This window comes from Bacillus sp. FSL K6-0069, assembly GCF_038007785.1.
GTDB lineage: Bacteria > Bacillota > Bacilli > Bacillales > Bacillaceae_G > Bacillus_A > Bacillus_A mobilis.
This window is the reverse complement of sequence record NZ_JBBOXN010000001.1, coordinates 4837494-4862586: the sequence shown is the minus strand read 5'-3', so window position 1 is coordinate 4862586 and position 25093 is coordinate 4837494. Positions and strand designations below refer to the sequence as shown.

21 protein-coding genes and 1 pseudogene are annotated in these 25093 nt (G+C 35.8%); 15 read left to right on the top strand and 7 right to left on the bottom strand.

Annotation, left to right across the window (positions count from 1 at the left end; genetic code table 11):
• Positions 1-67: 67 nt before the first annotated feature.
• On the bottom strand, positions 68-415 hold the full coding sequence (locus MHB74_RS25150) for a winged helix-turn-helix transcriptional regulator (RefSeq protein WP_061679266.1): 348 nt from the start codon (positions 413-415) through the stop codon (positions 68-70).
• 392 nt (positions 416-807) lie between these two features.
• Here MHB74_RS25150 and MHB74_RS25145 point away from each other — a divergent pair, with 392 nt between their 5' ends.
• The 4 genes from MHB74_RS25145 to MHB74_RS25130 all read left to right on the top strand — a co-directional run bounded on the left by MHB74_RS25145 (position 808) and on the right by MHB74_RS25130 (position 9023).
• On the top strand, positions 808-1971 hold the full coding sequence (locus MHB74_RS25145) for an MFS transporter (protein ID WP_270400893.1): 1164 nt from the start codon (positions 808-810) through the stop codon (positions 1969-1971).
• A gap of 15 nt (positions 1972-1986) precedes the next feature.
• A complete protein-coding gene (locus tag MHB74_RS25140) occupies positions 1987-2823 on the top strand; it encodes an aldo/keto reductase (RefSeq protein ID WP_186369163.1) in 837 nt (278 codons plus the stop codon).
• A gap of 124 nt (positions 2824-2947) precedes the next feature.
• Positions 2948-3877 carry a thioester domain-containing protein gene (locus tag MHB74_RS25135; RefSeq protein ID WP_061679263.1) on the top strand — a complete coding sequence of 310 codons (930 nt, stop codon included), beginning with the start codon at positions 2948-2950 and terminating at the stop codon, positions 3875-3877.
• Positions 3878-4601: 724 nt separating this feature from the next.
• Entirely contained in the window at positions 4602-9023 is a 4422-nt protein-coding gene (locus MHB74_RS25130) for a putative mucin/carbohydrate-binding domain-containing protein (RefSeq protein WP_061678969.1), read from the top strand.
• A 42-nt stretch (positions 9024-9065) separates the two neighbouring features.
• Here the strand turns inward: MHB74_RS25130 and MHB74_RS25125 are convergent, their stop codons facing one another.
• A complete protein-coding gene (locus MHB74_RS25125) occupies positions 9066-9704 on the bottom strand; it encodes an NAD(P)-dependent oxidoreductase (protein WP_061678970.1) in 639 nt (212 codons plus the stop codon).
• 300 nt (positions 9705-10004) lie between these two features.
• Between MHB74_RS25125 and MHB74_RS25120 the strand changes: the two genes are divergently transcribed.
• The 5 genes from MHB74_RS25120 to MHB74_RS25100 all read left to right on the top strand — a co-directional run bounded on the left by MHB74_RS25120 (position 10005) and on the right by MHB74_RS25100 (position 16511).
• Positions 10005-11435 carry an alanine/glycine:cation symporter family protein gene (locus MHB74_RS25120; RefSeq protein ID WP_061678971.1) on the top strand — a complete coding sequence of 477 codons (1431 nt, stop codon included), beginning with the start codon at positions 10005-10007 and terminating at the stop codon, positions 11433-11435.
• A gap of 273 nt (positions 11436-11708) precedes the next feature.
• On the top strand, positions 11709-13151 hold the full coding sequence (locus tag MHB74_RS25115) for an alanine/glycine:cation symporter family protein (protein WP_061678973.1): 1443 nt from the start codon (positions 11709-11711) through the stop codon (positions 13149-13151).
• Positions 13152-13471: 320 nt separating this feature from the next.
• A complete protein-coding gene (locus MHB74_RS25110) occupies positions 13472-14653 on the top strand; it encodes a NupC/NupG family nucleoside CNT transporter (protein WP_016085638.1) in 1182 nt (393 codons plus the stop codon).
• A gap of 350 nt (positions 14654-15003) precedes the next feature.
• The gene (locus MHB74_RS25105; RefSeq protein WP_061678975.1) at positions 15004-16185 is read left to right on the top strand and encodes a NupC/NupG family nucleoside CNT transporter; all 1182 of its coding nucleotides are present in this window, start codon (positions 15004-15006) and stop codon (positions 16183-16185) included.
• A 92-nt stretch (positions 16186-16277) separates the two neighbouring features.
• Entirely contained in the window at positions 16278-16511 is a 234-nt protein-coding gene (locus tag MHB74_RS25100; protein ID WP_061678976.1) for a hypothetical protein, read from the top strand.
• 25 nt (positions 16512-16536) lie between these two features.
• Here the strand turns inward: MHB74_RS25100 and MHB74_RS25095 are convergent, their stop codons facing one another.
• Together MHB74_RS25095 and MHB74_RS25090 are read right to left on the bottom strand one after the other, a co-directional pair.
• Entirely contained in the window at positions 16537-17043 is a 507-nt protein-coding gene (locus MHB74_RS25095) for a ferritin (RefSeq protein ID WP_061678977.1), read from the bottom strand.
• Positions 17044-17096: 53 nt separating this feature from the next.
• Positions 17097-17420: a MazG nucleotide pyrophosphohydrolase domain-containing protein gene (locus MHB74_RS25090; RefSeq protein WP_061678979.1), complete on the bottom strand. Its 324-nt coding sequence runs from the start codon at positions 17418-17420 to the stop codon at positions 17097-17099.
• Between the two features lie 73 nt (positions 17421-17493).
• Between MHB74_RS25090 and MHB74_RS25085 the strand changes: the two genes are divergently transcribed.
• Entirely contained in the window at positions 17494-18072 is a 579-nt protein-coding gene (locus MHB74_RS25085; RefSeq protein ID WP_061678981.1) for an LOG family protein, read from the top strand.
• A 271-nt stretch (positions 18073-18343) separates the two neighbouring features.
• Positions 18344-18625, top strand: a pseudogene (locus MHB74_RS25080) (hypothetical protein).
• Positions 18626-18641: 16 nt separating this feature from the next.
• On the opposite strand, the gene MHB74_RS25075 reads toward MHB74_RS25080, so the two are convergent.
• The 3 genes from MHB74_RS25075 to MHB74_RS25065 all read right to left on the bottom strand — a co-directional run bounded on the left by MHB74_RS25075 (position 18642) and on the right by MHB74_RS25065 (position 21629).
• Positions 18642-18839: a hypothetical protein gene (locus MHB74_RS25075; protein ID WP_000656323.1), complete on the bottom strand. Its 198-nt coding sequence runs from the start codon at positions 18837-18839 to the stop codon at positions 18642-18644.
• 580 nt (positions 18840-19419) lie between these two features.
• The gene (locus tag MHB74_RS25070; RefSeq protein ID WP_061678982.1) at positions 19420-19860 is read right to left on the bottom strand and encodes a Dps family protein; all 441 of its coding nucleotides are present in this window, start codon (positions 19858-19860) and stop codon (positions 19420-19422) included.
• Between the two features lie 335 nt (positions 19861-20195).
• A complete protein-coding gene (locus MHB74_RS25065) occupies positions 20196-21629 on the bottom strand; it encodes an alanine/glycine:cation symporter family protein (protein ID WP_061678983.1) in 1434 nt (477 codons plus the stop codon).
• Positions 21630-22040: 411 nt separating this feature from the next.
• Here MHB74_RS25065 and MHB74_RS25060 point away from each other — a divergent pair, with 411 nt between their 5' ends.
• The 4 genes from MHB74_RS25060 to MHB74_RS25045 all read left to right on the top strand — a co-directional run bounded on the left by MHB74_RS25060 (position 22041) and on the right by MHB74_RS25045 (position 24981).
• Positions 22041-22538, top strand: coding sequence for a cation:proton antiporter regulatory subunit (locus tag MHB74_RS25060; protein WP_001026069.1), 498 nt, complete (start codon positions 22041-22043; stop codon positions 22536-22538).
• The gene (locus MHB74_RS25055; protein ID WP_000380218.1) at positions 22539-23738 is read left to right on the top strand and encodes a cation:proton antiporter; all 1200 of its coding nucleotides are present in this window, start codon (positions 22539-22541) and stop codon (positions 23736-23738) included.
• A 79-nt stretch (positions 23739-23817) separates the two neighbouring features.
• Complete coding sequence (locus MHB74_RS25050) at positions 23818-24411, top strand: DedA family protein (protein ID WP_000900205.1); 594 nt, start codon at positions 23818-23820, stop codon at positions 24409-24411.
• A 135-nt stretch (positions 24412-24546) separates the two neighbouring features.
• Positions 24547-24981 (top strand): DUF3920 family protein, encoded by a 435-nt coding sequence (locus MHB74_RS25045; RefSeq protein WP_061678984.1) that lies wholly within the window; start codon positions 24547-24549, stop codon positions 24979-24981.
• Positions 24982-25093: the final 112 nt, after the last annotated feature.

Here is a 25093-nt window from a genome sequence, read left to right as displayed (position 1 = left end):
GAAATGTCCGTATATATAAAGAGAAAAAGGAAAAAATGGACAAATTTATGTTCATTTTTTCCTTTTTTTATTGTTCATCTTCTGTTATTAGCATCGATGTATTACCGCTTTTTTCAAGATGGCATTCGCCCCAAGTACAAAGAGAATCAAGAATGGATTCTAAAGACCAACCGTAGTCTGTAAGAGAATATTCTACTTTCGGTGGTACTTGATTGTATACCTTTCTTTGAATAACGCCGTCTTCTTCTAATTCACGTAATTGCTGCGTTAACATTTTTTGTGTAATACCAGGCATGAGACGTTTTAATTCACTTGTTCTCTTTGTACCTTTCGTTAAGTGGCAAAGAATAACGACTTTCCATTTTCCACCGATAACCTCTAAAGTCGCTTCAACGGGAATATTATATTTCTTCATATGAAAATCTCCTTTGATGAATGTAAATTTCAGTTCTCCAACAAAAGAAGCTAAATAATTTAAATGTTACTAAAAAGTACCTATAGCACTTTAAAGTACGTACTTTTTATCATGTTGAATATGTTCCATAATAGCATACGTAAGAGGGGAATGAGTAGTACGGTACTAAAAAGTGCCTATGTTACTTTTAGGTACCTATCGTACTTTTAAGTGCGTTCTTCAAAAAAAGAGTGAAGCCATTCATAATAGCATATATGAGCAGTAAATTTATTTTTGTAGAAGAAAAAAGGCCTTTTTTCATACTATTATGATTGGATTTCTCGCATTAAGGAGGAGTTCAATTGAATTCATATACAGTATCTTCTTCGGTAGTACAGACGAATCGGAGAAGTATGTTTGCTTTATTAGCACTAGCCATTAGTGCGTTTGGAATTGGTACAACCGAATTTATTAGTGTCGGTTTATTACCATCTATTTCAGAGGATTTACATGTTTCTGTTACAACAGCGGGTTTAACGGTTTCTTTATATGCATTAGGAGTAGCATTCGGTGCCCCTGTATTAACGTCATTAACAGCTAGTATGTCGCGAAAGACGTTATTAATGTGGATTATGATTATTTTCATTATTGGTAATGGAATTGCGGCGGTGGCAACAAGTTTTACTGTGTTACTTATCGCGAGGGTTGTATCTGCGTTTGCGCACGGCGTTTTTATGTCGATAGGATCCACAATTGCGTCTGCGCTTGTACCAGAGAATAAACGTGCGAGTGCAATTGCATTTATGTTTACTGGTTTAACCGTTGCGACCATTACAGGTGTACCAATTGGAACGTTTATCGGTCAACAATTTGGCTGGAGAGCATCGTTTATTGTAATTGTGGCAATTGGAATCGTTGCCTTAATAGCCAATAGTATGCTAATTCCTTCTAACTTAAAAAAAGGTACGCCTGTATCATTTCGCGATCAGTTTAAGCTAATTACGAATGGAAGACTATTACTTGTATTTATTATTACTGCATTAGGATACGGGGGAACATTCGTAGCATTTACGTATTTATCTCCGCTATTACAAGAAGTAACAGGATTTAAAGCAAGTACCGTTACAATTATTTTGTTAGTGTACGGAATCGCAATTGCGATTGGGAATATGGTCGGCGGAAAATTATCAAATCATAATCCAATTCGAGCGCTATTTTACATGTTCTTCATTCAAGCAATTGTATTATTTGTTTTAACATTTACAGCGCCGTTTAAAGTCGCTGGATTCATCACAATTATTTTCATGGGACTATTCGCATTTATGAATGTTCCTGGTCTACAAGTGTATGTCGTTATATTGGCTGAGAGATTTGTTCCAAGTGCTGTGGATGTAGCATCCGCGATTAACATCGCAGCGTTTAATGCGGGAATCGCTCTTGGTGCTTACTTAGGCGGCATTGTAACGAACTCGTTAGGGTTAATTCATACAGCTTGGGTAGGCGGCATGATGGTAGTAGGTGCTGTTATGTTAACGGTGTGGAGTATGACATTAGAAAAAAGAGATCAAGTGAATTAAGGGAGAGAAAATATAATGAATTTACAAAGTACAACAACATTGCATAACGGTGTAGAAATGCCTTGGTTCGGTTTAGGTGTATTTAAAGTAGAAGACGGACCGGAGCTTGTAGAGGCTGTGAAATCAGCGATTAAAGCAGGATATCGCAGTATCGATACAGCTGCGATTTATGGAAATGAGAAAGCAGTAGGAGAAGGAATTCGTGCTGGTATAAAAGAAGCAGGGATTTCTCGAGAAGATTTATTCATTACTTCAAAAGTGTGGAATTCGGATCAAGGATATGAAACGACACTTGCTGCATATGAAGAAAGCTTAAAAAAATTAGAACTAGATTATTTAGATTTATATCTTGTTCATTGGCCTGTAGAAGGGAAATACAAAGAGTCGTGGAGAGCATTAGAAACACTTTATAAAGAAGAACGCGTACGTGCAATTGGCGTAAGTAACTTCCAAATTCATCATCTGAAAGACGTACTAGCAGGTGCGGAAATGAAACCGATGATTAACCAAGTGGAATATCACCCTCGTTTAACACAAAAAGAGTTACAAGCGTTCTGTAAAGAGCAAGGTATTCAAATGGAAGCATGGTCACCACTTATGCAAGGTCAATTGTTAGATAACGAAACATTAAAGGAAATTGCTCATAAGTATGGGAAAACGACAGCTCAAATCATTTTACGCTGGGATCTTCAAAATGAAGTTGTCACAATTCCGAAGTCAACGAAGGAACACCGCATCGTTGCAAACGCTGATATATTTAATTTCGAATTAACGAAAGAAGATATGGAAAAAATCGACGCGTTAAACGAAAATCATCGCGTTGGTCCAGATCCGGATAACTTTGATTTCTAAACTTATAGTAGAGAGAAGGAGTGCAAACAGTTTGCACTCTTTTTTGTTTTGCTTATGTATAAAAAAAATTTCTAACTAAATAATAAACAGAAGAAAATTTGTTATTTCATAAGGGGTTGTAAACATGAATATAAAACGATCTTTCAAGCTAATGGCCGCTTTTTTGAGTGTTTTATTTGTATTTGCGAACTTATTATTTCCACTTCAAAAAGCATTCGCCGAAGTTATGGATCATACAAAGTATGAAATGGATTGGAGTTATAGTAAATCAAAGAAGAAACCAATTCGAACAGAGCTTATAAAAACAGCAGATGGTAAAATTGCCTTTTGCTTAAATGTAGATTTGAAATCTCCGAGTGGTCAAGATTTACCAGAAATGGGGAAAGTGGATATTAATGTGTACCGTGTATTATTGAATGGATATCCACAAAAAAGTCCACAAGAATTAGGTGTTTCTGATTGGAGAGAAGCACATTATGCAACGCAGCTTGCAGTATGGAATGCGTTAAAACAAATCGATATTAATGATTTAGATTTCCGAAATAAAAATGTAGAAAAGGTAACGAAAGATATCGTTGCAAAAGCAAATGCGAGTGAAGAATTACAAGAAATTACGATGAGCGTCGTACCAGCAGAAGAACAACAAGCAGTGTTAAAAAATGATTTCTTTGAAACAGGTTTATATACAGTAGAAACAAACGCGAAAAGTGGAACGTATAAAGTGCAAGCAACAGGTGCACCAGCGGGCACGAAGTTTGTAAATGAAAAGGGCGAAGCGAAAACTGAATTTAATGTAGGAGAAAAGTTCCGCATTTTAATTCCAAAACAAACACCAGCTGGTGGATTTAGCTTTAAAGTATTAGGTAATTTAACAAAGTTACAAGGGATTGCACATAAAGGTACACCAACAATTCAAAATGCAGTCGTATTACTTGAGCGCAGTGAAGAAAAAACAAGTCCGGAGTTATCGGTAAGTTGGAAAACAACAAATGGTCATGATAACAATAAACCACATACTCCAAATGAACCGCATAAACCGAATCAAAAGAGATAATAAAAAAGCATTGGCCGTGTGCCAATGCTTTTTCTGTGAAAGATAAAATTATATTAAGAAAATTAAATGTGGGATAAAAGTACTGTTTATACAGTTTAAACTTTATTTAGAAATAATATAAATATAGTAAAATCTTAACGTTACAATTAATAGATTGTATTCACAAAATTGTAACATTATTCTAATTGAAAAGGCTATCAAACAAAGTAGAAAGCGTGTAAAATTCAGTTGGAAAAACTACCTATAGATGGTCATATATGAAGAAAATGTAAGTTTCTATTGTTATTCATAACTTTAGATGTATAGATGACAATACTGATAATATATCTTTTACTATTCTCTTTTTTATCCCGCTTTAATGGGCAGTAAGACCCCCACCTCAAAATTCAGCGAAGGCAAAGAAGTTAGGTGGGGATCAACAGCCCATAAAAGTCCGATTGGTTCAACTAATAATCAGTGGGGGATGAAGAAAACCCCCACTGATTAAAGTTTCACTTTATGTAGAGAGAACTCATCACAAGTAGAGGGAAGTGAGGAGGATACAGTACATAAAAATTTTTATAATGTAAGAAAGCGAATACATTGAGAGAAATGCGGTAGTAATTGATACAGGTGCGCGAGGTGTTAGTCTATTCATTAAATGTTTTTATAAAAATAATAGGATGTCTTATTAAATGGATATATAGGATAGTTTCTCTAAATAAAGGAATAGGGGACACAGATTATGTCGAAGAAAAAGAGTAGTAGGGTATTAGTGGCTGGAATATGTATATCTACATTGTTATCGCCAGTAGCTTTCGAAGCATCGAAAGGATACGCGGCACCTTTGGAAGAGAATAAAGGTGGGAAATTAGAAGAGGTTAAAGAGAATAAGTTTGAGCAGAGAGTATTTCAGTTGCCGGGGAAAGGCAGTGTAGAAGAAGAAAGAGAACGTTTAAGAGTCGATTGGAAGCTTTCTCCTAATGAGCCGACTGGAATTTATGCAGCGCCAAATGAAGAAATCACAATTGATATAAAAGGAACGCAGTCTATTCAAGCTTTCATAGGAACGAGATCTTATGATGAGAAAGATCCAGAAGAGTTTGATTTAAAACCAGGGAAAAATGTTATTTCATCTCCAAGTGGTGGGATTTTATATTTTTACAATATGAATAACGAAGGGGAAGTAACAGCTTCAGTTACGAATGGTGGTAGCCACTTCCCTATGTTTATTTTAGGTAAGCATACGAAAAAAGATTGGGATGAAATGTTAAAAAAGTATAAGGATCCTTATGTAGTTGAATTAAAAGGTGAGAGAAGCCTAATTACTACTACTTACGATTCTGTACAGAAATATATGAAGAATACGGATCCAACAGATTTAATGCAATTACACGATAAGATTATTCGATTGGAAAATGCAGTGGCAGGATTATCTGAAAATAGTATGGGGGTTGCGAAATCTCCAATTCATTATGCTCAGTTTATTGAGAAAAGGAAGCCTGCTGAAGGGGACTTTATGTTTGCGAAAAATTATCATACAGGATATATCCCGACGGCAATGAATAGAGTTTTAGATATAGAAGTGCTTGAAAAGGATGGCTGGGGACCGTGGCATGAAGTTGGACATTTACATCAGCAAGAACCTTGGAAGTGGTCTAAAGTAAGGGAAGTTACAGTAAATATTTACTCATTAGCTGTTCAAAAGGCGTTAGGGAATCAATTAGAAATGGATGAGCACTATAAAAACTCATTTGAGTATTTAGAGAAACCTAAAGCAGAAAGGTCCATTGATGATATTAATCCTCTTACAATGTTTTGGCAATTAAATGTAGTGTATGGAGAACATTTCTATCCTAGGTTACATCAAGCTTATCGTTTGTTACCACAGAGTGAAATGCCCGCGTCTGATGAAGACAAAAAGCAACTATTTATTTATATGACATCACAAGTGGCAGGGCAAAATTTAATTCCTTTCTTTGAAGAATGGGGATTAGCGCCAAACGATGATATTAGAGAGAAAATAGAAAAATTAAATTTACCTAAATTAGAAAAGGAAATCTGGAAAGCTACAGATAGTAATGATATTCGTGAAAAGCAAGTTGAACCGTATAAGGTCCCTTATGGTGAGCCTACTAATGAGGTGAAAAATCTTTTAGTTGGTACGGATTCTGATGAAAATCAAGCGAGTAAACTCGTTCAAAATTTAGGCGAGAATGTAAAAGTAACAGGTAAGATTATATGGCCTAAATTAGAGAATGGAAAACGGAAAGTGTTAGTAGAAATTGAGGATGAGAAAGGAAATAAAAATTCAATTCCTGTCCAGGTAAATGGGGTTTATGGAGACAGTATAATTTTTCAAGGAATTTCAAATGATGTAATGTCGACAGTGACGCTGCGTCACAATGAAAAAAAATTAAATGTAAACTTTACTAATAATAAAATACATTATCGTTTTGAAAAAGAAGAATATATGGGCTTAGCACTATATGATCGAAATGGGATTGAAAAGAAACGTGTATTAGCAGAAGGACAAGAAACTGGAAAAAGGTTTGCGATGGAACTAAATGGCTTGGATTTTGAATATGGTGATGTAGTAAAAGTATTCCACGCAGAACCGGATCGTTTGAAATGGTACCAAAATAACGCACTTGTAGATCAAGGGAAAGCTAAAAATAAAAAAGATAAATTATTCCAAATTACTCAGCAAGGCTTCGAATTAAAAGATAGTTTACAAGAAGTGACAGCAGTACCGCAAAAGGTAGTAGTCGGAATGGATGTAGACAAACTAGATCCGAAAGAATTCGTACAAGTAAAAGATGGAGAAGTGGTTGGTTTTGCAGAAAAACCCAATACATCAAAAATTGGAGAACAAAAAGTAAAAGTAGAGACGAAGGATGCTTTTGGAAATAAGCAAGTGACGGAAGTATCGCTAGAAGTAATTTATGGAAATAGCATTGCATATGTAGGGTATAACAATGAAATTGCTTCAGTTATAACATTAAAGCATGATGAGAAGAAATTACATGCAACTGATATGAATAAACAAATTCATAAATACTTTGATAAAGAACAATATATGGGAATCACTTTATACGATCAAAATGGAACGGAGAAAAAGCGTGTAACAGCAGAAGGACAAGAAACTTCAAAGGACTTTGCAGAGCAAGTGAATGGAGTGCAGTTTGAGTATGGAGATGTAGTGAAAGTATTCCACGCAGAACCGGATCGTTTGAAATGGTATCAAAATAATACCCTTACTGGTCAAGGTGAGAAAAAAGGGGCAAAAGAACTATTCTTCAAAGTGACAGAAAAAGGCTTTGAGAGAATGGATATGTTGCAAGAAGTAACAGCAAAACCACAGCAAGTAGTGGTAGGAACAGATATTGAGAAGTTAGATGCAAAGAACTTTGTTGACGTGAAAGATGGAGAAGTAGTTGGATTCGTAGAAAAACCAAATACAACAAAAATCGGTGAGCAAAAAGTAAAAGTAGAAACGAAAGATCGTTTCGGAAATAAGCAAGTAACGGAAGTATCGTTAGAAGTAATTTACGGTGATAGCATTATGTTCTTTGGGACGAGCTATGGCGGAACGAACATTAAATCAGTTGTAACGTTGAATCATGACGAGAAAAAATTTAGTGTGACAGATTCAGAAGGTAAAATGCATACGTCATTTGCAGATGAGAAATATATGGAAATGACTGTATATGATAAAGATGGAAAAGAGAAGAAAGTAGTATCTGTAAAAGCGTCTGAAAATACAAAAGCATTTGCAGAGCAATTCAATGGAATGACTTTTGAATATGGTGATGTAGTAAAAGTATATCAAAAAGAGTTTGATAGATTTAAAGTGTATAAAAAGAATGAATTTGTGAATACAGAGTATGGCGTTCATGAGGTAGTCTTTAAAGTTACGGAGCACGGTTTCGAAAGAATGGTGACTCAACAAGAAATAACAGCGAAACCGCAACAAGTAGTAGTAGGAACAGATATTGAGAAGTTAGATGCAAAGGACTTTGTTGACGTGAAAGATGGAGAAGTAGTTGGCTTTGTAGAGAAACCAAATACAACAAAAATCGGTGAACAAACGGTGAAAGTAGAAACGAAAGATCGATTTGGAAATAAGCAAGTGACGGAAGTACCTCTAACAGTAACATATGGAGACAGCCTATTAGTATATGGATTAGGTTATAGAGATGGTGACTTGAAATCAATTGTAACTTTGCATCATGATACGAAAAAACTGAGTGCGACAGATACAAAGAATCTAATTCATGATTACTTTAAAGATGAGAAGTATTTTGAATTCACCCTGTACAATAAAGAAGGAAAGGTGAAGAAAAATATAGCGGTAAAAGGTTTAGAGAATACGAAAGCTTTTGCTAATGAAGTAAATGGACTTGCATTTGAGTATGGAGATGTAGTGAAAGTATATCATGCAGAATCTTCTCGTTTACATTGGTATCAAAAAGATGTATATGTGGGCGAAGGGAAAAGTAAGGATATAAAAGAATTAGTCTTCAAAATCACTGAAAATGGATTTGAAAGGTTAGACGGTGAGCAAACAGTAAAAGCAAATCCGCAGCAAGTAGTAATCGGAACAAACAGCGAAACGCTGGACGCGAGGAAATTTGTTGAAGTAACGGGCGGAGAAGTAGTAGGTTTTGTAGGGAAACCAGATACAACAAAAATTGGTGAACAAACGGTGAAAGTAGAAACGAAAGATCGATTTGAAAATAAGCAAGTGACAGAAGTAGCGCTAGAAGTAACGTATGGCGATAGTCTTGTATACCAAGGGCTGGGTGATGATATTCGTTCTGTTGTAACGTTCAATCATGAAGATAAGCAACTACATGTAACGCATACAAATGAACAAATTCATAGCTACTTTAAAAATGAATTATATATGGGAATTACACTATATGATCAAAATGGAAACGTGAAAAAGCAAGTAACAGCAGAAGGGCAAGAAACTTCAAAGAATTTTGCTGAGCAACTAAACGGCACTTTCTTCCAGTATGGGGATGTAGTGAAAGTGTACCATGCTGAATCAAATCGTTTGAATTGGTATAAAAAGAGTGAGTTAATTGGAAAAGGAGATAAGAAAAAGTTTAAAGAAATTTCCTTTAAGATTACTCCAAATGGTTTAGAGCAAGTACAATAATAAAAAAGCTCGTAAAACATTATGTTTTACGAGCTTTTTCTATTATTCAGCTTCAGAAACTACTGTGAAGCGTTCGTTTACGTGTTTTGGATTTTCGATTTCATCAAGTGCCGCAACTGCGAAGTCTTCGTAACTTACGTAGCTATCACCTTTTGAGTTAACAAGAAGGTTGTCTTTGCCAGCTGTATAAGAACCTGTGCGTTTTCCTAATGCAAATAGTGCAGAAGGGCTGATGAATGTCCAAGTGATATCGTTTGTTTGTTGCAGGATTTCTAAATTCTTCCCTTGGTTTTGAGCTGTTGCAAGGTATTCATTTGGGAAACCTGGCGTATCAAATACACGTGTTGTTTTCTCTTCGTCTACAAATAAGCTTCCAGCTCCGCCAACTACAAGTAATTTTGTGTTAGGTGCACCTTTCATAGCTTCAATTAGTACGTTTCCTGCATCTACGTGAAGGTGCTCTTCGCCTGCTGGAGCGCCGAAAGCATTTACAACTACGTCAAATGCTTGTAGGTCATTAGATGTAAGAGAGAATACATCTTTCTCTAAAACTTTTACGTTTTCTTCTGTAATTTTTGCTGCGGTTCTTACGATTGCAGTTACTTCATGTCCGCGATCTAAAGCTTCTTTTAAAATACGACTTCCTGCTTTACCAGTTGCTCCAATGATTCCAATTTTCATAATAAATCCCTCCAAAGTGTTTGTTAATGTGTATATCTGAAAGTAAATGAATGTATTGTAATTAGGTTTGTTACAACCTGTTGTAATCATTATAGTTACAGGTTGGTATTTTTGTCAATGGTGTTGTTTGTAGATTTATTTTTTGTTTTAGTATGTACAGTTAGAGAGGGAAGAGTCATAAAAAAATTGTACTTTATTAACCTCTAACATTTGGAAAATCGAAAATTGTCGAAAAATGTTGATTTTTAAGTATTTTTTAAATATAATTCGTTTTATGAAGAAAAGGAGGGGGTTAATTGTATGGATATTTTAGAGCAATTCGTTTCATCGACAAATACAATTCTTTGGTCATATATTCTTATTGCAATGTTAATTGGTTTAGGTCTTTATTTTTCTATTAAATTGAAATTTGTACAAATCACTCATTTAGGGGAAATGGTTCGATTAATGAGTGATGGATTAACTGGAAAGACGCGTAAAAAAGGTAGTGTATCTTCTTTCCAAGCATTTTGTATGAGTTCAGCAGCTCGTATTGGAATCGGGAACTTAGCTGGGGTAGCGTTAGCTATTTCTATGGGAGGACCTGGAGCGGTATTTTGGATGTGGGTAATTGCGATTATTGGGGCGTCTTCAAGTTTTGTAGAAAGTACGCTTGCGCAAATTTATAAAATAAAAGATGGCAGTGGCTTCCGTGGTGGACCTGCTTATTATATGGAAAAAGGTTTAAATAAACGTTGGATGGGGATTTGGTTCTCTATTCTAATTACAATTAGTTACGGATTAATTTTCAACTCAGTACAAGCAAATACAGTTACATTAGCATTTAAAAATGCTTTCGGTATTGAGCGTTACGTTGTTGGGATTGTATTAGCGGTATTAGTCGCGGTTATTATTTTTGGTGGCGTGAAAAGTATCGCGCGTATGTCTGAAATGATCGTTCCGCCAATGGCGCTTATTTATATTGCAGTAGCAATTTTCGTTGTTATTAAAAATTATTATTTAATACCGGATATGTTTACAGAAATCTTTAAAGGTGCATTTGGTTTAGATTCAGCTGTAGGTGGCGGTATCGGTGCTGCGATGAAGTTTGGTATTCAGCGCGGATTATTTGCGAATGAAGCAGGTATGGGTAGTGCGCCGAATGCGGCAGCAACAGCGGATGTAACACATCCAGCGAAACAAGGATTTATTCAAACAATTGGAGTACTAGTAGATACATTTTTAGTATGTACATCAACAGCATTTATCGTACTATGTTCTGGTGCATATAAAGCGACAAATTTAGAAGGGATTGAATTAACGCAAAATGCATTAAGTTCACAAATTGGTCCGTGGGCAAGTAGCTTCCTAGCGATTATTATTTTCTTATTTGCATTTAGTTCACTTCTAGGAAACTACTATTATGGTGAAACGAATATTGAATTCATTAAACAAAGTAAAACTTGGTTAACAATTTACCGTATTGCGGTGGTTGCAATGGTATTATTCGGTTCTGTTGCGACACTTCAAGTTGTATGGAATATGGCGGATTTATTTATGGGACTAATGGTAATCACAAACTTAATTGCGATTACGCTTCTTGGGCGATTTGCATACGCTGCATTGGCAGACTATGTAAGGCAAAAGAAACAAGGGAAAGATCCAGTGTTCAGTGCAGATTCTATTCCAGGTTTAACGAATACAGAGTGTTGGGATAAACCGGCTGTAACGAATAAAGAAAAAGCAGTGTGATGAAAAGATGAGTATCGAGCTGAATTCGATACTCATCTTTTTTGTTGTAACCCGGTGGTTTGTTTTTTGCTATTTTCAGTATAGAAATAATCAGTTGAATAGGTAGGGATGCTTGTGCTAGTTGTGATGTTTTAGTAGAGAAAAAACAATTGTGTTATATGTGGTAACATTTTCATGTTAGAAAACCTCACATCTTTTTGTCGAAAATTCTTGATTACTAAGAGTTTTTAGAATATAATTTTCTTATTGTGAAGAAGAGGGGGCAATGCAATTATGGATTTTTTAACTAATATAATTGGGGATATAAATAATGTTCTTTGGTCATATATAATCATTGCGATGTTAATTGGATTAGGACTTTACTTTTCGTTTCGTGTGAAATTTGTCCAAGTTCGTTACTTCGGTGAAATGATTCGTTTGCTTGGGGATGGGGCAAGTTCGAAAACGAGGAAAGCGCAAAAAGAGAAGAGTGGTGTATCATCGTTCCAGGCTTTTTGTATGAGTACAGCTTCTCGTGTAGGTACTGGTAACCTAGCTGGTGTAGCTATCGCAATCTCAGCAGGTGGACCAGGAGCAGTATTTTGGATGTGGTTAATCGCGGTAATTGGGGGTGCTTCTGCATTTGTAGAGAGCACATTAGCGCAAATTTATAAAGTAAAAGATGGGAACGCATTCCGCGGTGGCCCAGCGTATTATATGGAAAAGGGTTTAAAGAAACGCTGGTTAGGAGTTGTCTTCTCTGTTCTAATAACGGTTAGTTTTGGGTTAATTTTCAACGCCGTGCAGTCAAACACAGTAGCGGCAGCTTTTGATGGAGCATTTAACACAGATGGTAAGTTTGTAGGTCTGTTTATGGCTGGTTTACTTGCAATCATCATCTTCGGCGGAGTAAAACGTATTGCACGTGCGGTTGAAATGATTGTTCCAGTAATGGCAATTATATATGTAGCAGTGGCATTATTCGTTGTTGTAACAAACATTACGGCAATTCCATATGTATTTAAAGAAATTTTCTTACATGCTTTTGGAATTAAAGAAGTAGTAGGCGGAGGATTAGGAGCTGCGATTTTACTAGGGGTAAAACGTGGATTATTCTCAAATGAAGCAGGTATGGGTAGTGCGCCGAACGCAGCTGCGACTGCAAACGTAACGCACCCAGTTAAACAAGGTTTCATTCAAACTTTAGGGGTATTTACAGATACATTATTAATTTGTAGTTGTACAGCATTTATCATTCTTTTATCAGATGTGCATAATGCGGCTGATTTAAATGGTATTCAATTAACGCAGCAAGCATTAAGCCAACATATCGGACCATGGGCATCTATATTTGTAGCAGTTGCAATCTTCTTGTTTGCATTTAGTTCATTAGTAGGTAACTACTACTATGGTGAAACAAATATTGAGTTCTTAAATGGAAGTAAAGTGTTACTAAATGCTTATCGAATTGCTGTACTTGGTATGGTTATGTTAGGATCTGTAGCAACAATTCAAATCGTTTGGGATGTAGCAGATTTATTCATGGGTATTATGGCTATTATTAACTTAGTTGCGATCGTATTCCTTTCTAAGTATGCTTTCGCGGCATTATCAGATTACATTAAGCAAAAGAAACAAGGAAAAGATCCAGTGTTCTATGCGGAGTCTATTCCAGGTTTGAACAATACAGAGTGCTGGGACAAGCCAGCAGTAGCTGATAAAGAAAAAGCAGTATAATGAGGTGAGCATCAAGTAAAACTTGATGCTCATTTTTTTTGTTTTATCCTGCTATTTATGAGGCTCGCTTAAAGTTTATTTTAAAAGGTAAAAGACGAACATTAATGGGTGATTTATAATAAAATGTAATTTTTTTAAGAAAAGTGCGGATATGAGTTGTGATTTATGTTAGAATGGAAAATGCCTTTGAAACAAGAGGTTTTATGATCTTTCCTATCCGATTGAAGGTTTTGGAGGAGAAATGGAAAGTTCGGATTATTTCTTATTTTGAGTGGTCAGACGTTCAACGTTAATGAAGAGTTAAATGGAGGATTTTATTAATGAAGTTTGTTATGTTTCTTGTAGGATTGCTCGTTGTATTCGTACTCGGTTTTCTTATAAGTGCCGATCGAAAGAAGATTAAGTATAAACCAATCGCAATCATGCTTGTTATTCAGCTAGTGTTAAGTTATTTCTTATTAAATACGCAAGTTGGTTATATTTTAGTAAAAGGAATTTCAGATGGATTTGGCGCGCTTCTTGGATATGCAGAAGCTGGAATCGTTTTCGTATTTGGCGGTCTTGTTAATAAAGGAGAGGTTTCATTCTTCCTAACAGCGTTATTACCGATCGTATTCTTTGCCGTTTTAATCGGAATTCTGCAACACTTTAAAATTTTACCGATATTTATTCGTGCTATTGGTACGTTGTTAAGTAAAGTAAATGGTCTAGGTAAACTAGAATCATATAACGCAGTAGCAGCTGCTATTGTTGGGCAAGCAGAAGTATTTATTACAGTAAAAGATCAATTAAGTAAAATCCCAAAACATCGTTTATATACATTATGTGCATCTTCCATGTCGACAGTATCAATGTCAATCGTAGGTTCTTATATGAAAATGATTGAACCAAAATATGTAGTAACAGCACTTGTATTAAATTTATTTAGTGGTTTCATTATTATTCATATTATTAACCCGTACGATATTACAGAAGAAGAAGATACACTGAAATTAGAAAATAAGAAAAAACAGTCATTCTTTGAAATGCTAAGTGAATATATTATGCTTGGTTTCACAATCGCGATCACAGTAGCGGCAATGTTACTTGGTTTCGTAGCATTAATTACAGCAATCAATAGCTTATTTGATTCCATGTTCGGTATTACATTCCAAGCTATTTTAGGGTATATTTTCTCACCATTAGCATTCGTAATGGGTATCCCGCAAGCAGAGATGGTAACAGCGGGACAAATTATGGCAACAAAATTAGTATCAAACGAGTTTGTTGCGATGCTGGATCTTGGAAAAGTAGCTGGTGACTTATCAGCTCGTACAGTTGGTATTCTTTCTGTATTCCTTGTATCATTTGCGAACTTCTCATCAATCGGAATTATCGCAGGTGCAACGAAAGGTATCGATGAAAACCAATCAAACGTTGTATCATCATTCGGTCTACGCCTTGTATACGGTGCGACATTAGTAAGTATTCTATCAGCGATTATCGTTGGTGTTATGTTATAAAAAAGATGGTCCTAGCTTATAGCTAGGGCTATTTTTTATGGTAAATTTGCATGAAAAAACCAATTGATTAGGAATATATTAACATATAAAAATCTTTTAAAATTTATATTGCATTTCGATTAGATAACGCTTACAATTTGATTTGTAGGTGGTATCAATTTCAGACTTTCAAGTATGGTAGGAGAGAAGAAACTACCTTTTATAAATTGCAATTTATGTAAACGCTTACTGATTTTAGATGATAGTTGAATAGTATTTAGGGGTTTTAAATTTTTTAACATCAATGGTCAGACGTCATTCGTTATACGTTATACGACCAATAACTCGTGGGAGAAGTGGAGGATTCACATATGAAGATCGTAATGTTTCTAGTCGGTTTACTTGTAGTATTTGTACTAGGGTTCCTTATCAGTTCAGATCGTAAGAAAATTAAATATAAACCAATTGCACTTATGCTAGTCATTCAATTGGTACTCGCGTATTTCTTACTAAATACAAAGGTCGGATTTGTATTAGTAAAAGGGATTGCAGATGGGTTTGGCGCTATTTTAAAATTTGCGGAAGCAGGGGTTAATTTCGTATTTGGTGGTTTAGCAAATGATGGACAAGCACCATTCTTCTTAACAGTATTATTACCAATTATTTTCTTAGCAGTACTAATTGGGATCTTACAACACATTAAAGTATTACCGATTATCATTCGTGCAGTCGGTTTCCTATTAAGTAAAATTAACGGCTTAGGAAAACTAGAATCATATAATGCAGTAGCAGCTGCAATCGTTGGTCAAGGTGAAGTATTCATTACAGTAAAAGATCAATTAAGCAAATTACCGAAAAATCGTTTATACACACTTTGTGCATCTTCCATGTCGACAGTATCGATGTCAATCGTCGGTTCTTACATGAAAATGATTGATCCAAAATATGTAGTAACAGCACTTGTACTAAACTTATTTAGCGGATTCATTATCGTTCATATTATTAATCCATATGAAGTAAAAGAAGAAGACGATATTTTAGAATTACAAGAAGATAAAAAACAAACATTCTTTGAAATGTTAGGCGAATATATTATGCTTGGTTTCTCTATCGCTGTAACAGTAGCGGCGATGTTAATCGGTTTCGTAGCATTAATTACAGCAATTAACGGTGTATTCGATTCAATTTTCGGAATCACATTCCAAAGCATTTTAGGATATGTATTCTCACCATTAGCATTCGTAATGGGTATTCCAACATCAGAGATGCTACAAGCAGGACAAATTATGGCAACGAAGTTAGTAACGAACGAATTCGTTGCGATGCTTGACCTTGGTAAAGTAGCAGGCGATTTATCAACTCGTACAGTAGGAATTTTATCTATCTTCCTTGTATCATTTGCGAACTTCTCATCAATCGGAATTATCGCAGGTGCAACGAAGAGTATCGATGGCAAACAAGCAAACGTTGTATCTTCATTCGGATTAAAACTTGTATACGGTGCAACGTTAGTAAGTATATTATCAGCGATTATCGTTGGGGTTATGCTTTAATAAAATGATAAAGAAGTCGTTTATCTCTCATTTAGGAGATGAACGGCTTTTTTATTTTGGTATGATAAATAATACAAAGAGGGGGGATTAAGTTGAAAGAACGGGATAGTTTAAGGGAGTTTGATGAGATTATGGAGAACATTGATCAATTAACTGGTGAAGATGCTAGAACCTTTTTGAAATTCATACATGGATATTTAAGTATAGTAGAAGAAGGCAGTGGGACGTTTACTCAGAGTGATTTTGTTGAAAAGGTTTCAGGGATTTATAAGAAGGATTTGGCGAAGGTTATTGGGCTGAGAGAGGAAATAAAAAAATCACCTTAATACATTCATTAAGGTGATTGGGATACTACTCAGCTGGAGGCGTAAATGTACGTTTCTCTAATTCAGCATCTAGCATAAATAATGCGTTTGAATCGCTTGTAATACGTTTTAATTTTTGGATGATGCTATCGAATGAAGCTTCTTCTTCTACTTGCTCATCAACGAACCATTTTAAGAATGTAATCGTTGCGTGTTCACGCTCATCCCAAGCGATATCAGATAAGTTGTAAATACGCTTCGTTACTTCACGCTCATGCTCAAGTGCTACTTCAAAAGCATTCAGTACAGATTCATATTCGTTATTTGGATTATCAAATCCAGTAACAATAGCGCGCTCACCGCGGTCGTTAATGTAGTTATAAAGCTTCATTGCGTGGAAACGTTCTTCTTCAGCTTGTACAAGGAAAAAGTTAGCGAATCCATCATAGCTCTCAGATGTACAGTAAGCAGCCATTGCCATATAAGCGTGGGCAGAGTAAAATTCAAAGTTCATTTGATCGTTTAATGCGTCGTGCAATTTTTTAGATAACATAAAATCCCCCTTAGTATTGTGACAAGAATATTATACCATAATTGATAATATTCTCATTTGGATGTCTCGAACCTTATCGAAAGCTTTGTGACGTGAGCCTCCATAATGTCTTGTAAATCTAAATCATATTTTTGTGAAAGAATAATAAGATTAGATAGTACATCACCAAGTTCTTCTTTTAGTTCCTGTTTTAGCTCTTCTTCTGTTTTCGCTTCTTCATCAGGGCGATCACGGCCAATCTCAATGGCGCGAACAACACGTGAAACTTCCCCAACTTCCTCAGTTAAGAAATTTAAGCGAATAAAGGCATTATATTGTGACCAGCTTCGTTTTTCGTAAAATTCCTCTACCCATCTTTGAAATGCGACGATATCCATTTCTTCCTCATCCCTTCAATATGTTGTACAATGTTCATTGTATCATAACAATATATAGTTTCGGGGTGTAGGAATGAGAAAGATTTGTGTGTTTGCAGGTTCCAACTTAGGGGAGAGACCAGAATTTAAAGAGCAGGCAATAGTGTTAGGGAAAATGTTTGTTGAGAATGACTATGAGCTTGTATACGGTGGTTCATGCGTTGGATTAATGGGAGAAGTAGCAAATGAAGTTCTTCGTTTAGGCGGGCGTGTAACAGGTGTTATGCCGCGCGGTCTATTCCGAGGAGAAATTGTACATACAGGGTTAACAGAACTAATTGAAGTAGAAACGATGCATGAACGTAAAGCGAAAATGGCAGAGCTTGCAGATGCTTTTATTGCGCTACCAGGCGGATATGGAACGTTCGAAGAGTTATTTGAAGTTGTATGTTGGTCACAAATTGGTATACATAATAAGCCGGTTGGTTTATTAAACATTAAAGATTTTTACGGGCCAATCCTGCAAATGGTTGAACGTGCAGCAGAAGAAGGGTTTATGAACCCATCTAATAAAGAGTTGATTGTTTCAGCTGAGACGGCAGATAAACTAATTCATGAAATCCAAAATTACGAGCGTCCTGTTTTAGGAACGAAGTGGAAACAGTTATCATAATACAAAATTATCCTGCTTTAATGGGCAGTACGACCCCCCACCTCAAAATTCAGCGAAAGCAAAGAAGTTAGGTGGGGGATCAACTGCCCATAAAAGTCCGATTGGTTCAACTAATAATCAGTGGGGGATGAAGAAAACCCCCACTGATTAAAGTTTCACTTTATAGAGATTTTCGGAAACACATGTCATTTTATTTTGAAAAGGCATGTGTTTTTAATTTGGTTAAATATGTTAATGTTGAGATATAATGTTTTTGGAAAAGGAGAAACAAATGGAGGAGTTTGTGTATTTACGTCCTGTTTTTAAAAGTATATTAGCAACATCCCTTCTTGTTATGCTAATTGTTTCAACACAGAAAAAAGAGCTAATTAATGAATTTTAGCTTTGGTTTATCTCGATATTATGTATCGGTGTTTCTGCGATAACGTTGTTTATGTCTGGGTTTATCGTCGATGAGTATAATTTAGGTGGAGATGCACAGAGTTTTAGCATGTTTATTGCGATTGGTTGTATTAGCGGTTTGAATTTTATTATTTATTATAGACGACAATAAAAGAAGGCATTCCGTATTACTTCGGAATGCCTTTATCACTTTGATTACTTTGTTTTTTATACAGGTACCAGCCACCCCAGCCGCCCCCAATTGCTACAACAACGAGGAAAGCATAGTCTTTCACCTCGATACGTATATTGAAAATGTTAGCTATAAGTAAGACAATCCCAACTGTTATTAACGCAAAAAATGCTCTAATTAAGTAGTCTTTCAACTGAACCACTCCCGCCATTTAAGTAGTAAATGATGAATATGGAAAAGCTTTTTTTGGATCTATTTTACTAAAGGATGTTACCTATATTTTAACATAAAAGGGATTGTAATATATTGATAAAAGTAGGGGAGAGAGGCACTGATATTGTCGTGATTTGTCGGTAAGTTGATATCCTGTGTCGAATCGTCGATATAATGAAAAAATCGTTGATATATTGTGAGTAATCGTCGATAAATTTGAAAAATCGTTGATATAATTTCATGTACCAACATGTGCGACCAGCCCATAGAAAAAAGCGACTCTGAACGAGCCGCTTCCGCTTTCAAGGTGATGATATCCAGCTCTAGCGGCTAGAATCTCCGGTCATTTCGCTCTCTCGCTCGAAGCAAAAAGCGCTTTAAGGTCGAGAGCTCCAATGCCCTGCGATTCTGAGCAAGCCGCCGCCACTTTAAGTATTATCCAGCTCCAGCGGCTAGAACAGTCGGTTGTTTCACTCCTTCATTCGAGGCAAAAAGCGCCTCGTAATCAGGAGTTCCAACACCCTCTTGTTCTGAACGAGCCGCTTCCGCTTTAAAATCTATTATTGATTCAAGAACGCACGTAGCATCCAAGCGTGTTTTTCTAGTTCTGTGTAGATGCCTAGTAGTAGGTCAGATGTCATTTCGTCGTCAGAGTTTTGAGCGATTTCCATGCCTTTTTTCAGTTCGACTAGCATCATTTCGTAGTCTTTCATGATTGCTTCAACCATTCCTTCGGCAGTTTCTCCGTAAGCTGCTTCTTGAATAGTAGATATTTCTAGGTATTCTCTCATAGTCGCTACTGGTTTACCACCGATTGCTAAAATACGTTCTGCAATTTCGTCGATGTGAGTAGCTGATTCTGTGTATAGTTCTTCGAATTTCTCATGTAATGTGAAGAATTGAGGTCCTTTTACGTACCAATGGAAGTTGTGTAATTTTGTGAATAAAACGCTCCAGTCTGCTACTTGTTTGTTTAATACTTCGATTACTTGTTTGTTCATTATGATCAATCTCCTTTTGAGTTTTTATGTTATATCAATTACTAATTTATAATTATTATAATCTAGTAATTCGTATAAATCAACCCTTTTGCTGGAATTAATTTGAACAAATTATGAACTGTTATAAATAAAAATCCCTATTACGGTGAAGTAATAGGGATTTTGTTTGATATATAGCTCTTGTTCTAAACGAGCCGCATCCGCTTTTTACGATATCCAGCTCCAGCGGCTAGAATCTCCGGTCATTTCGCTCTCTCGCTCGAAGCAAAAAGCGCTTCAAGGTCGAGAGCTCCAATGTCCTGCGATTCTAAACGAGCCGCATCCGCTTTTAATCGTTATACAGCTTTTTTATTCTCTTCTACATCCTGTCCATCCCAGCACTCTGTATTCTGTAAGCCAGGGATAGAACTTGCAACGAAAACAGGATCTTTTCCTTGTTTCTTTTGCTTAATATAGTCTACTAATGCTGCGTAGGCGAATTTACTAAGGAATGAGATGGCAATTAAGTTTGTGAATACCATTAGTCCCATGAATAAATCAGCTAAGCTCCAAACTGTTTGAAGGGCAGCGATTGATCCGAAGAATACCATTCCGACAACTGCGACGCGATAAATCATTAACCATGTTTTGCTTTCTTTAATGAATGCGATGTTTGTTTCACCATAATAGTAGTTTCCTAGTAAAGAACTGAATGCGAATAGGAAAATAATAATCGCTAAGAAAGTGCTTGCCCACGGTCCGATTTGTGAACTTAGTGCTTGCTGTGTTAATTCAATACCTTGTAAGTTTGTTCCTTTGTACAGTCCAGAACATAATACGATAAATGCTGTTGATGTACATACTAAGAATGTGTCTACGAACACTCCTAACGCTTGAACAAGTCCTTGTTTTACAGGGTGAGATACATCTGATGTTGCTGCTGCGTTAGGAGAGCTACCCATACCTGCTTCTGTCGCGAATAAACCGCGCTGAATTCCGAACTTGATTGCTGCACCGATACCACCAGCGATAGCTTGGTCTAAACCGAATGCACTGTTAAAAATTTCTGAAAAAATGCTTGGTAACATAGTGAAGTTGTTAATAACGACAAAAATTGCCACACCAATATAAATGATTGCCATTGGAGGAACAATTATTTCTGTAATACGTGAAATGCTCTTAATACCACCAAAAATAATAACTGCCACTAATAAAGCTAATAGAGCTCCTACAATTGTTCGCTCTAGTCCAAAAGCATTTTCAAACGCTATTGTTACTGTATTTGCTTGTACAGAATTGAAAATTAATCCGTAAGCAACTGTGATAAGTAACGAAAACCAAACACCCATCCAACGTTTGTTTAATCCTTTTTCCATGTAATATGCTGGCCCACCACGGAACCTGCTTCCATCTTTTACTTTATAAATTTGCGCGAGCGTACATTCTACGAAACTAGTAGCTGCTCCAAGGATAGCGATAAACCACATCCAAAATATTGCACCGGGTCCACCCATTGAAATGGCTAATGCTACACCAGCTAAATTCCCGATACCGATACGCGCTGCTGCACTTAAGCAAAATGCTTGGAATGGAGAGATGCTATCTTTCTTTTTCTCTTTTCGATTAAATCCTTTACTAATTAAACCGACCATCTCACCGAAATGAGTAATTTGGACAAATTTCAATTTAAAAGAGAAATAAAGACCGAAGCCGATTAGCATTGCAATAAGAATATATGACCATAAAATATTATTCGTTACCTCAAGGAATCTGCTAAAGATATCAACCATATAATACACTTCCTTTTTTCCGTAATAAGAAAATTATATGCAAAAAATATACGAGAATCAATTTTTCTAAAAAATTATGTTACTTAAACGTATTATGTGTTATGATTATGTTACATCATAATATTTTTAGAATTATTTACATTTTAAAAAACTAAATGTAAAGCAAGAAAGAGGGGATAATTTGAAAGAAGAAACTTTATTGAAAGTAAGCCTTAAAAGTTTGAAAATGAGAAGTAATATACTTTTTATCATTACATCTTTAAGTATCTTTTTAGGAGCCACTTATTATTACAATAAAAGATTTCCAACTCACATGTATCCTGAATGGTTAGAATTTCTGAAGTTGATTGGATGAATAAAAGACAGAAAAACAGAAAATTCAAATAAAAAAATGTTGTGGAGGAGCTAAACATGAATATTAGAGAAAGTGAACTTCCGGGTATTGGTTATAAGTTTCAAATCGTTACGAAAGGTAACGAAAAGATGGTGATTGTCATTCATGATGACGGGCGTAGAGAAATGTATCATTTTGATTCAGACCATGAAGAAAGCATCTCAAGTATTTCATTACGTGACTCAGAGGCAAGACAAATTGCAGCAATATTAGGCGGAATGGTATATAAGCCTAGAGCGTTAGAAAATGTTGAAATGGTCTTTGAAGGTTTAGCGATTGAGTGGTTTAAAGTGGAGAATGCAGCTCCAGCAATCGGGAAAACAATTGGTGATCTGGAAATAAGAAAAACATATAGCGTAACGATCATTGCAGTTATGAAAAAGAATATGAAAAAGCTATTTAATCCAGGTCCAGAAACGGTAATTGAAGAAGGCGATATGCTTGTCGTTTCTGGTGAGAGAGAAGAAATTAAAAAAATTATTAATGAGTTACTTTCGAATAGGGGGACTGACTAGATGGATACGTTAATTTTTGAAGTTGGTACAGCGTTAGTATTAGTTGCAATTGCGGCAGTAATTGCTGGAAAGTTTAAATTCTCAGTAATTCCGTTTCTAATCGTTCTTGGAATGTTAGTGGGACCACATGCGCCGACAATAGGTGTTATCGATTTCAAGTTTATTGAAAGTGCAAGTGTCATTTCCTTCCTCGGACGGATTGGGGTTCTGTTCCTTCTGTTCTATCTAGGACTAGAGTTTTCGATGAAAAAACTAATTAAATCTGGACGTTCTATTGCGATTGGCGGAACGATTTATATTTTAATTAACTTTTCACTTGGATTATTATACGGATTTATAATGGGATTCCCTTTACTAGAAATCTTAATTATTGCGGGTATTATTACGATTTCTTCTAGTGCTATCGTTGCTAAAGTGTTAGTGGATTTAAGAAGAACTGGTAATAATGAAACCGAATTAATTTTAGGAATTATTATGTTCGAAGATATATTCCTTGCTGTATATTTATCAGTTGTATCTGGTTTAGTTCTAGGAGATCATGCTTCCTTCCTAGGTGCTCTTACTTCAATTGGAATTGCTTTAGGATACATGCTTCTATTCTTTATTGTAGCTAGAAAGGCGACGCCGTTATTAAATAAATTGCTCAATATTAGTTCAGATGAAATTTTCATTATTGTAGTATTTGCTTCGTTATTCTTTATTGCAGGATTCTCAGAAACAATTCACGTTGCCGAAGCAATTGGAGCACTTCTTTTAGGATTAGTTTTCTCTGAGACAGAGCATAGTGACAGAATTGAACATCTTGTTGTTCCATTTAGAGACTTTTTCGGAGCTATTTTCTTCTTCAGTTTCGGATTAAGTATTGATCCGTTTTCATTAGGCGGAGCGATATGGTTAACGCTAGGTGCGGTCCTTCTTACAATCATCGGTAACTTTGTAGCAGGGATGATTGCAGGACGACAAGCTGGATTATCTCATAAAGCGTCAACAAATATTGGATTAACAATCGTTTCAAGAGGAGAATTCTCCATCATTATGGCTAATATCGGTATCGCTGGGGGGTTAATGTCAGTCTTGAAACCATTCTCAGCACTATACGTGCTTATACTATCGATCTTAGGTCCACTTCTGACGAAAGAGTCAAAGAATGTATATAAATTTTTAAATAAAATCTTTAAGTGGGATACGAAGACTAACTAAATTAAAAAAATAAAAGTACAAGATATTTCCTGCTTGTACTTTTATTTTTTGCAATGAAAACAGTAAAGAGAGGTACATGATGTTAGGAGAGTTGATTCATTCCGTTTTAGTTTTTCTAGAAGGACTTGGTTATTGGGGAATTATGCTTGGATTAATGCTAGAGGTTATTCCGAGTGAAATCGTATTATCTTATGCAGGTTATTTAGTATCAACAGGAAGCATTACATTTTGGGGCGCTGTCGCGTTCGGTACAATTGGTGGTGTAATCGCACAACTATTTATTTATTGGATCGGTCGATACGGAGGAAGGCCTGTTCTTGAGCGATATGGAAAATATATTTTAATTCAGAAGAAACATATTGATTATGCTGAAGCGTGGTTTAATCGTTACGGAACTGGTGTTATTTTTACAGCGCGTTTTATTCCGGTTGTGCGTCATGCTATTTCGATACCAGCGGGTATTGCAAAAATGTCACATGCTAAGTTTATTACGCTAACTACATTAGCTGTTATTCCATGGTCAATTGTATTTGTATATTTAGGTTTTAAATTAGGAACAGAGTGGGAAAGTATTAATAAAGTAGCTGGGCCATATGTGAAATACTTTGCACTTGCTGCTATTGTTTGTGCGATTGGTTACTTTGTATTAAAAAAAGTGATGAAAAAAAAGTAATTACGTAAAAGGAATCTATTCTGACATAGATTCTTTTTTATTGTCATTTTTTCGAAAGGGGAAGAGTATGTTTAATATTTTACAGATTGTGGCATACATATAGGAAAAGGAGTTTGGAAAGGGGATTATAGAAAAATGGAACTCCAGTTTCAAAATGTATATCAACAGGTGGAGAATTGGTATGTGTTGGATTCGGAGCTTCCTTGGGATGTCAAAAGACTTAGAGACGATGTGTTTTCACTTATTGAAGTATGTAAAACGCCAGTTATTTTTTGTGATACGTGTGATGCGAATCATGTGCTTCTATCGTTAGGAGAAGAAGAAGAGGAATTTTTATTCCCAGTAGGTGGCTTTTATCATAAAGAAAAACAATTAATTTTCGTTTGCATATGGGAAGAGTATGAGCAAGTGCTCAAAACACTACTGCATGAATTTCGCCATGCGATGCAGCATAAGAACGAAGTATTGTATGTTGGAAGTGAATTGTACGAAGATAGATGGATTGAGAAAGATGCGAGGAATTTCGCAGAGAGGAAGTTAGATGAATATAAAAATAGAAAGTTAATGTAAAGCATAGTGGAGAAATGGCACTGTGCTTTCTTTTGCGGTTACTAAAAGTAAGTGATTGACTTTTATAAAGTTTAGTTCTAAACTAATGGTATGAAACGAGCGAGGTGATAGA

Excerpts from the sequence above, each read along its gene's own strand:
- MHB74_RS25070 (WP_061678982.1), bottom strand. The coding sequence starts at position 19,860 with ATGAACAAACAAGTAATCGAAGTATTAAACAAACAAGTAGCAGACTGG.
- MHB74_RS25125 (WP_061678970.1), bottom strand. The coding sequence starts at position 9,704 with ATGAAAATTGGAATCATTGGAGCAACTGGTAAAGCAGGAAGTCGTATT.
- MHB74_RS25150 (WP_061679266.1), bottom strand. The coding sequence starts at position 415 with ATGAAGAAATATAATATTCCCGTTGAAGCGACTTTAGAGGTTATCGGT.
- MHB74_RS25115 (WP_061678973.1), top strand. The coding sequence starts at position 11,709 with ATGGATTTTTTAACTAATATAATTGGGGATATAAATAATGTTCTTTGG.
- MHB74_RS25050 (WP_000900205.1), top strand. The coding sequence starts at position 23,818 with ATGTTAGGAGAGTTGATTCATTCCGTTTTAGTTTTTCTAGAAGGACTT.
- MHB74_RS25055 (WP_000380218.1), top strand. The coding sequence starts at position 22,539 with ATGGATACGTTAATTTTTGAAGTTGGTACAGCGTTAGTATTAGTTGCA.
- MHB74_RS25135 (WP_061679263.1), top strand. The coding sequence starts at position 2,948 with ATGAATATAAAACGATCTTTCAAGCTAATGGCCGCTTTTTTGAGTGTT.
- MHB74_RS25105 (WP_061678975.1), top strand. The coding sequence starts at position 15,004 with ATGAAGATCGTAATGTTTCTAGTCGGTTTACTTGTAGTATTTGTACTA.
- MHB74_RS25110 (WP_016085638.1), top strand. The coding sequence starts at position 13,472 with ATGAAGTTTGTTATGTTTCTTGTAGGATTGCTCGTTGTATTCGTACTC.
- MHB74_RS25095 (WP_061678977.1), bottom strand. The coding sequence starts at position 17,043 with ATGTTATCTAAAAAATTGCACGACGCATTAAACGATCAAATGAACTTT.
- MHB74_RS25120 (WP_061678971.1), top strand. The coding sequence starts at position 10,005 with ATGGATATTTTAGAGCAATTCGTTTCATCGACAAATACAATTCTTTGG.
- MHB74_RS25130 (WP_061678969.1), top strand. The coding sequence starts at position 4,602 with ATGTCGAAGAAAAAGAGTAGTAGGGTATTAGTGGCTGGAATATGTATA.
- MHB74_RS25140 (WP_186369163.1), top strand. The coding sequence starts at position 1,987 with ATGAATTTACAAAGTACAACAACATTGCATAACGGTGTAGAAATGCCT.
- MHB74_RS25145 (WP_270400893.1), top strand. The coding sequence starts at position 808 with ATGTTTGCTTTATTAGCACTAGCCATTAGTGCGTTTGGAATTGGTACA.
- MHB74_RS25090 (WP_061678979.1), bottom strand. The coding sequence starts at position 17,420 with ATGGATATCGTCGCATTTCAAAGATGGGTAGAGGAATTTTACGAAAAA.
- MHB74_RS25045 (WP_061678984.1), top strand. The coding sequence starts at position 24,547 with ATGGAACTCCAGTTTCAAAATGTATATCAACAGGTGGAGAATTGGTAT.
- MHB74_RS25085 (WP_061678981.1), top strand. The coding sequence starts at position 17,494 with ATGAGAAAGATTTGTGTGTTTGCAGGTTCCAACTTAGGGGAGAGACCA.
- MHB74_RS25060 (WP_001026069.1), top strand. The coding sequence starts at position 22,041 with ATGAATATTAGAGAAAGTGAACTTCCGGGTATTGGTTATAAGTTTCAA.
- MHB74_RS25065 (WP_061678983.1), bottom strand. The coding sequence starts at position 21,629 with ATGGTTGATATCTTTAGCAGATTCCTTGAGGTAACGAATAATATTTTA.